Source organism: Streptomyces sp. NPDC104581 (assembly GCF_055583685.1).
In genome coordinates this window covers 22,772-30,302 of the sequence record NZ_JBVJNN010000061.1, presented here as the reverse complement: position 1 = coordinate 30,302, position 7,531 = coordinate 22,772, and the positions used below count along the sequence as shown (strand labels likewise).

General features: G+C 72.8%; 4 protein-coding genes and 1 pseudogene. 2 read left to right on the top strand and 3 right to left on the bottom strand.

Annotated elements, in window-relative coordinates:
• Nucleotides 1–80: 80 nt before the first annotated feature.
• Nucleotides 81–2,009: pseudogene (locus tag ACZ61E_RS30695) on the top strand (Tex family protein); the annotation flags it as partial.
• Between the two features lie 261 nt (nucleotides 2,010–2,270).
• Here the strand turns inward: ACZ61E_RS30695 and ACZ61E_RS30690 are convergent.
• A complete protein-coding gene (locus ACZ61E_RS30690) occupies nucleotides 2,271–3,914 on the bottom strand; it encodes an ABC-F family ATP-binding cassette domain-containing protein (protein ID WP_469703490.1) in 1,644 nt (547 codons plus the stop codon).
• Nucleotides 3,915–4,006: 92 nt separating this feature from the next.
• Nucleotides 4,007–4,522, bottom strand: a complete 516-nt coding sequence (locus ACZ61E_RS30685; RefSeq protein ID WP_469703488.1) for a TrmH family RNA methyltransferase — start codon at nucleotides 4,520–4,522, stop codon at nucleotides 4,007–4,009.
• 153 nt (nucleotides 4,523–4,675) lie between these two features.
• Here ACZ61E_RS30685 and ACZ61E_RS30680 point away from each other — a divergent pair, with 153 nt between their 5' ends.
• Nucleotides 4,676–5,626, top strand: coding sequence for an FAD-dependent oxidoreductase (locus tag ACZ61E_RS30680; protein ID WP_469703487.1), 951 nt, complete (start codon nucleotides 4,676–4,678; stop codon nucleotides 5,624–5,626).
• A gap of 39 nt (nucleotides 5,627–5,665) precedes the next feature.
• Here ACZ61E_RS30680 and ACZ61E_RS30675 read toward each other — a convergent pair whose 3' ends face one another.
• Nucleotides 5,666–7,405: a BCCT family transporter gene (locus ACZ61E_RS30675; protein ID WP_469703485.1), complete on the bottom strand. Its 1,740-nt coding sequence runs from the start codon at nucleotides 7,403–7,405 to the stop codon at nucleotides 5,666–5,668.
• Nucleotides 7,406–7,531 lie beyond the last annotated feature (126 nt).

Here is a 7,531-nt window from a genome sequence, read left to right as displayed (position 1 = left end):
CCCCCCCCCCCCCCCCCCCCCCCCCCCCCCCCCCCCCCCCCCCCCCCCCCCCCCCCCCCCCCCCCCCCCCCCCCCCCCCCCCCCCCCCCCCCCTCGACGGCGCCCGCGCCATCCTCACCGAGCGCTTCTCCGAGGACGCCGACCTCATCGGCGAGCTGAGGGAGCGCATGTGGACGCGCGGCCGGCTCACGGCGAAGGTCCGCGAGGGCAAGGGCGACGCCACCGAGGGGCCCGCCGCCAAGTTCGCGGACTACTTCGACTTCGCCGAGCCCTTCACCGCGCTCCCCTCGCACCGCATGCTCGCGCTGTTCCGGGGCGAGAAGGAAGAGGTCCTGGACCTCACCCTGGATCCGGAGCCCGACGACGGCGCGGGCGAGCAGCCGGGCCCCAGCGGTTACGAGAACATGGTCGCCCGGCGCTTCGGCGTCGCCGACCGCGGCCGGCCCGCCGACAAGTGGCTCGCGGACACGGTCCGCTGGGCCTGGCGCACCCGGATCCTCGTGCACCTCGGTATCGACCTGCGCCTGCGGCTGCGCACGGCCGCCGAGGACGAGGCGGTACGGGTCTTCGCGTCGAACCTGCGCGATCTGCTGCTGGCCGCGCCCGCGGGCACCCGCGCCACGCTCGGGCTCGATCCGGGCTTCCGTACGGGCGTGAAGGTCGCCGTGGTCGACGCGACGGGCAAGGTCGTCGGCATCGACACGATCCATCCGCACGTCCCGGCGAACAGGTGGGACGAGTCCCTGGCGAGGCTCGCGCGGCTCTGCGCCGAGCACTCCGTCGACCTGATCGCCATCGGCAACGGCACGGCGTCCCGTGAGACGGACAAGCTGGCCGGCGAACTGATCGCCAAGCACCCGGAGTTGAAGCTGACGAAGGTGATGGTCTCGGAGGCGGGCGCCTCCGTGTACTCCGCCTCCGCGTTCGCCTCCCAGGAGCTGCCCGACCTCGACGTGTCGATCCGCGGCGCCGTCTCGATCGCCCGGCGCCTCCAGGACCCGCTCGCCGAGCTGGTCAAGATCGACCCCAAGTCCATCGGTGTCGGCCAGTACCAGCACGACCTGTCCGAGGTGAAGCTCTCGCGCTCGCTCGACGCCGTCGTGGAGGACTGTGTGAACGGCGTCGGTGTCGACGTCAACACCGCGTCCGCGCCGCTGCTTTCCCGGGTGTCCGGCATCGGCGCCGGTCTCGCGGCGGGCATCGTCTCCCACCGCGACTCCCACGGGCCGTTCCGCTCACGCCGGGCGCTGAAGGACGTGGCGCGGCTGGGGCCGAAGGCGTACGAGCAGTGCGCGGGCTTCCTGCGCATCCGGGACGGTGACGATCCGCTGGACGCCTCGTCCGTCCACCCGGAGGCGTATCCGGTGGTCCGCGCCATGGTGAAGACGACGGGCGGCGACGTCGCGGCGCTGATCGGCAACACGACGGCGCTGCGCTCACTGCGCGCCCCGGATTACGTGAGCGACGCGTTCGGGCTGCCGACCGTCACGGACATCCTGCGTGAGCTGGAGAAGCCGGGGCGGGACCCGCGACCGGCGTTCAAGACGGCGACGTTCAAGGACGGGGTCGAGAAGATCGGCGATCTCACCGCCGGGATGGTGCTGGAGGGCGTGGTCACGAACGTCGCGGCGTTCGGGGCGTTCGTGGACGTCGGTGTGCACCAGGACGGTCTGGTGCACGTGTCGGCGATGTCGAAGACGTTCGTGAAGGACCCGCGGGACGTGGTGAAGCCGGGCGACGTGGTGAAGGTGAAGGTGCGGGAGGTCGACATCCCGCGGAAGCGGATCTCGCTGACGCTGCGGCTGGACGACGGGACGGAGACCGGCGGCGCGCACGCCGGCGGTGGCGACCGTGCTCCGCAGCAGCAGCGGCGCGGTGGCGGTGGCGGCACGGGCCGCGGCGGTGACCGGGGCGGGAAGCGGCAGTCGCCGGCGAAGCAGCAGTCGAAGCCCGCGCCGGCGAACAGTGCGATGGCCGACGCGCTCCGGAGGGCGGGGCTCGGGGGCTGACGCTACCGCGCGTTCCGGCGAACCCGTGCCCACGGGGTCGCCGGAACGCGCGGCGCGACACGGCGGCGCCGCGATGTCCCGACGGGCGAGCCGGGTCCGGTCCCCGGGGCCGGGATGCTTCCTGCGAGGTAGCGGCGTCGACGGCCACGCCGCTCGCCGCCGCGACGACCCCTGGTACCGCGGCGCCACCGTGACCGCACGCCCGGATCGGCCGGCGGGCCCGGCGCGGCGGGCAGCGCGGCCGGAGCGCCGGCGGTCCCGTCAGGCCTCCGTCACCTTGCCCGCCGCGACCTCGATCCGCCGGTCCGTGCGGACGGATCCCAGCATCCGGCGGTCGTGTGTGACCAGCAGCAGCGTGCCCTCGTAGGAGTCGAGCGCCGACTCCAGCTGCTCGATCGCCGCCAGGTCGAGATGGTTCGTCGGCTCGTCCAGGACCAGCAGGTTCACTCCCCGGCCCTGGAGCAGCGCGAGGGCTGCACGGGTGCGTTCGCCCGGCGAGAGCGTCGTCGCCGGGCGCAGCACGTGCGCCGCCTTGAGGCCGAACTTGGCCAGCAGGGTGCGGACCTCGGCCGGCTCCGTGTCCGGTACGGCCGCGCAGAACGCCTCCAACAGGCTCTCCGTGCCGTGGAACAGCGCGCGGGCCTGGTCGACCTCGCCGACCACCACGCCGGAGCCGAGCGAGGCCGCTCCCGCGTCGGGTGCCAGCCTGCCCAGCAGGAGCGCCAGCAGGGTGGACTTGCCCGCGCCGTTCGCGCCGGTGACGGCGACGCGGTCCGCCCAGTCGATCTGGAGCGAGACGGGGCCGAAGCGGAAGTCCCCGCGCCGGACTTCGGCGCCGTTGAGTGTCGCGACGACCGAACCGGAGCGCGGGGCCGACGCGATCGCCATCTGGAGCTCCCACTCCTTGCGGGGCTCGTCCACCGCCTCGGCGTCCAGGCGTTCGATCAGACGCTGGGTCTGGCGGGCCTTCGCGGCCTGCTTCTCCGTGGACTCGGAGCGGAACTTACGGCCGATCTTGTCGTTGTCCGAGGCCTTGCGGCGCGCGTTCTTGACGCCCTTCTCCATCCAGGAGCGCTGCGTCTGGGCCCGGCCCTGGAGGGCCGCGCGCTTGTCGGCGTACTCCTCGTACTCCTCACGGGCGTGCTGCCGGGCCCGCTCGCGCTCCTCCAGATACGCGCTGTAGCCGCCGCCGAAGAGGTTGACCTGCCGCTGGGCCAGGTCGAGTTCGAGGACCTTGGTGACGGTTCGGGTGAGGAACTCGCGGTCGTGGCTGACGAGGACGGTGCCGGCGCGCAGACCGGTGACGAAGGATTCGAGGCGTTCGAGTCCGTCGAGGTCGAGGTCGTTCGTCGGCTCGTCCAGGAGGAAGACGTCGTAACGGGAGAGCAGCAGCGACGCGAGGCCGGCGCGGGCGGCCTGGCCGCCGGAGAGCGAGGTCATCGGCTGGTCGAGGCCGACGGTCAGACCGAGGGTCGCGGCGACTTCCTCGGCGCGCTCGTCGAGGTCGGCGCCGCCGAGCCCGAGCCAGCGCTCCAGGCCCGCCGCGTACGCGTCGTCGGCGCCCGGCGCGCCGTCGACGAGTGCCTGGGTGGCCGTGTCGAGGATGGCCTGGGCGTCGGTGACACCCGTGCGCCGGGCGAGGAAGTCCCGTACGGATTCGCCGGGGCGGCGCTCCGGCTCCTGCGGGAGGTGGCCGACGGTGGCGGTGGGCGGCGAGAGGCTCAGCGCCCCGTCCTCGGGCGTGTCGAGCCCGGCGAGCAGCCGGAGCAGGGTCGACTTCCCGGCTCCGTTGACCCCGACGAGCCCGATCACGTCGCCGGGCGCGACGACGAGGTCGAGCCCGGCGAAGAGTGAGCGGTCGCCGTGTCCTGCGGCGAGATCCTTGGCGACGAGAGTGGCAGTCATCAGGCCGTCGATTCTATGGCGTGTGGTGGAAGTGGCGTCGTCCACCCGGAGGGCGGGGCCGGCGGGCGGCCGGTGCGGTGTGCCGCGAGGGGTCACAGCAGTCCGGCCAGTCGGTAGAGGGCCAGGCTGCCGGCGACGGCGACGTTGAGGCTGGCGCCGGTACCGAGCATGGGGATCTCCACGCAGGTGTCGAGCAGGTCGAGTGCTTCGGGCGGGATGCCCTGCTGTTCGTGGCCCAGCACCATCACGGTGCGCCCGCGGGCGGCGGGCAGGTCGGCCAGGCGCACGGCCTCGTCGGCGAGTTCGACCCCGACGACGTGCGTGTCCCGCTCGCGCTGCCGGGTGAGCCAGCCGAGGGGATCGCCCGTCCAGTGGACGCACGGGGGTCTGCGCAGGGTGTTGCCGCGTGCCAGTGCCTCCGGGACCCATGGGTGGCGGGGCAGGGCGAGGCACGCGCCGACCGCGTCGCAGGTGCGGGCCAGGGTGCCGATGTTGGCTCCGTGCAGGGGCCACAGCGGCGCCGCGTAGAGATGGTCCCAGCAGGAGTGGGCGCGTGGACGCCGGCCGCGGCGCAGTTCCGCGGGGGTGCGGGCGCGGATCCCGGTCATCGGCGCGGGGCCGCCGGCCTCCGGGGCTGCGAGGTGGTGTGGTTCATGTCGTACGGCGATTCGCGGCTCGTCGGGGCCATCGTCGGTTGGACCGAGGATGGCGCCCCGGCGGCGGGATGTCCACCGGATTGCGCCTCGGCTACCGTCCCGGACATGAGTGACAGGGTGATAGTCGTCGGTGGCGGGATCATCGGGCTGACGAGCGCCGTCGTGCTCGCCGAGCGGGGGCGACGGGTGCGGGTGTGGTCACGGGAGCCCGCCGGGCGGACCACGTCGGCGGTGGCGGGCGCGCTGTTCTGGCCGTACCGCATCGAGCCCGCCGAGCTGGTCGGCCCGTGGTCGGTGCGGTCGCTGCGTGAGTACGCGGAGCTGGCGCGCGATCCCGCGGCGACCGGCGTACGCGTCGTGGCGGGCCTGATGACCGACACGCCAGTGGCGGGCCTGGGGAGTTGGGCGGGTGAGCTGCCGGAGCTGCGGGAGGCGCGTGCGGGGGAACTGCCCGACGGCTGCGGTCAGGCCCTGCGCGCCCGGCTCCCGCTGATCGACATGCCCGCGCATCTGCGGTACTTGGAGGAGCGGCTGCGCGCCGCGGGCGGCGGTGTGGAGCGGCGTACGGCCGGTGGCTTCGGGGAGGCGGCGGCGGAGGCGCCCGTCGTGCTGAACTGCACGGGGCTCGGCGCCCGCGAGCTGGTGCCCGACGCGTCCGTGTATCCGGTGCGCGGGCAGCTCGTGGTGGTGGAGAACCCCGGGATCGACGAGTGGTTCGTGTCGGCGGGCGACGAGGCCACCGGTACGACGTACATGTTCCCGCAGCCGTACGGTCTGGTGCTCGGCGGGACCGCGGACGAGCACGCGTGGGATCCGCAGCCCGATCCCGGCACCGCCGCCGCGATCGTCGGCCGGTGCGCCGCGCTCCGCCCGGAGCTGCGGGGCGCGCGGGTCCTGGCGCACCGGGTGGGACTGCGTCCCGCGCGGCCCCGCGTGCGGATCGAGGCGGTCCGGCTGCCGGGCGGGGCGCTGCTGGTGCACAACTACGGCCACGGTGGCGCGGGCGTCACCGTGGCCTGGGGCTGTGCGGAGGAGGCCGCCCGGCTCGCGGGATGAACCCGCGGGGGCCGGGCGGCCTCCGTGACCGTCGGCGGCTCAGCGCGGCGACGACGTCTCCGGGGTGCTCCCGGCGGGCTCGTCGTCGGGCGTCGGGCCGATGCGGATCTCGAAGTCGCCGTCGTACTGCTCGTGGCCGGCGATGACCGCCGACTCGACGACCTCGACGCCCCGCTCGCTGCGGACGATCAGCGGGTCGCGGCGCAGGTCGCGCATGAGGGCCACGCACATGCCGATCATGACGAGGGCGAAGGGCGCGGCCACCAGGATCGTCAGGTTCTGAAGCCCTTGCAGGGCGTCGCCGCTGCCGTCACCGACGAGCAGCATCACCGCGGCGACGGCGCCGGTCACCACACCCCAGAAGACGATCACGTACTTGCTGGGCTCGAAGTGGCCCTTCTGGGAGAGGGTGCCCATCACGATGGACGCGGCGTCGGCGCCGGAGACGAAGAAGATGCCGACGAGGATCATCACCAGCAGGCTGGTGACGGTGGCGATCGGGAAGTCCTGGAGCAGCTGGAAGAGCTGGCCCTCGGGGGTCGCCTCCTTGGCGAGCTGGCCCTTGTCCTCCTGGAGCCGGATGGCCGAACCGCCGAAGATGGCGAACCAGATGAGGCTGACGGTGCTCGGTACGAGGATGACGCCGCCCACGAACTGGCGGATCGTCCGGCCGCGGCTGATCCGGGCGATGAACATGCCGACGAAGGGCGTCCAGGAGATCCACCAGGCCCAGTAGAAGACCGTCCAGCTGCCGAGCCAGTCGGCGACACCCTTGCCGCTGCTGGCCTCGGTGCGGCCCGCGAGCTGCGCGAGGTCGCCGAAGTAGGACGCGATCGACGTCGGCAGCAGGTCGAGGATGAAGACGGTCGGGCCGAGGATGAAGACGAACAGAGCGAGGAAGACCGCCAGCACCATGTTGGTGTTGGAGAGCCACTGGATGCCCCTCTCGACACCGGAGACCGCGGAGCCCACGAAGGCCAGGGTCAGGACGCCGATGATGACGACGAGCAGGGCGGTGCTGACGTTGTCGCGCCAGTTCAGCTCGGTGAATCCGCTGCCGATCTGGAGAGCGCCGAGGCCCAGCGAGGCGGCGGAGCCGAAGAGCGTCGCGAAGATCGCGAGGATGTCGATGACGCGGCCCGTGGAGCCGTACGCGTGCTTCTCGCCGATGAGCGGTACGAAGACCGCGCTGATCGTCTGGCGGCGCTTGCGCCGGAACGTGCTGTACGCGATGGCGAGGCCGACCACGGCGTAGATGGCCCAGGGGTGCAGGGTCCAGTGGAAGAGCGTGGTGGCCATGGCGGTCTCGGTGGCCGCCGCCGCGTCGGGCGGGTTCGTACCGGGGGGCGGGTCGGTGAAGAAGGTCAGCGGTTCGTTCACGCCGAAGAACATCAGGCCGATGCCCATGCCGGCGCTGAACATCATGGCGACCCAGGAGACGGTCTTGAACTCGGGCGGCTCCCCCTCCTCACCGAGCGTGATCTTGCCGTAGCGGCTGATCGCCAGCCAGAGGGCGAAGACCACGAAGCCCGAGGCCACCAGGACGAACGCCCAGCCGCCGTTGTGGATCAGGCCGGAGAGCATCGAACTCGACGCGTTCTCCAGAGAGTCGGTGGCGACCGAGCCCCAGACCACGAAGGCGAGTGTGAGGACGGCCGTGACACCGAACACCACCCGGTCGGTCTGGGGGCGTTGGGAGTCCTGGGGGTGGCCGGGCCCCACCGTCGTCACCGACGGCGGACCTTCTTCGGCCCCCGTTTTCTGAGCGTCCTGCGACACGGGCAAACACCTTTCGGGGTTTCACGGAGCCATGGGTCGGCGCTCCGTTACGCCGAGTGCCCGGTCCGGCGGATCTTCGCGGGCTGATCCACGACTATCCACCGAACCGGAACTCACACATGTGAC

Excerpts from the sequence above, each read along its gene's own strand:
- ACZ61E_RS30690 (WP_469703490.1), bottom strand. The coding sequence starts at position 3,914 with ATGACTGCCACTCTCGTCGCCAAGGATCTCGCCGCAGGACACGGCGAC.
- ACZ61E_RS30685 (WP_469703488.1), bottom strand. The coding sequence starts at position 4,522 with ATGACCGGGATCCGCGCCCGCACCCCCGCGGAACTGCGCCGCGGCCGG.
- ACZ61E_RS30680 (WP_469703487.1), top strand. The coding sequence starts at position 4,676 with ATGAGTGACAGGGTGATAGTCGTCGGTGGCGGGATCATCGGGCTGACG.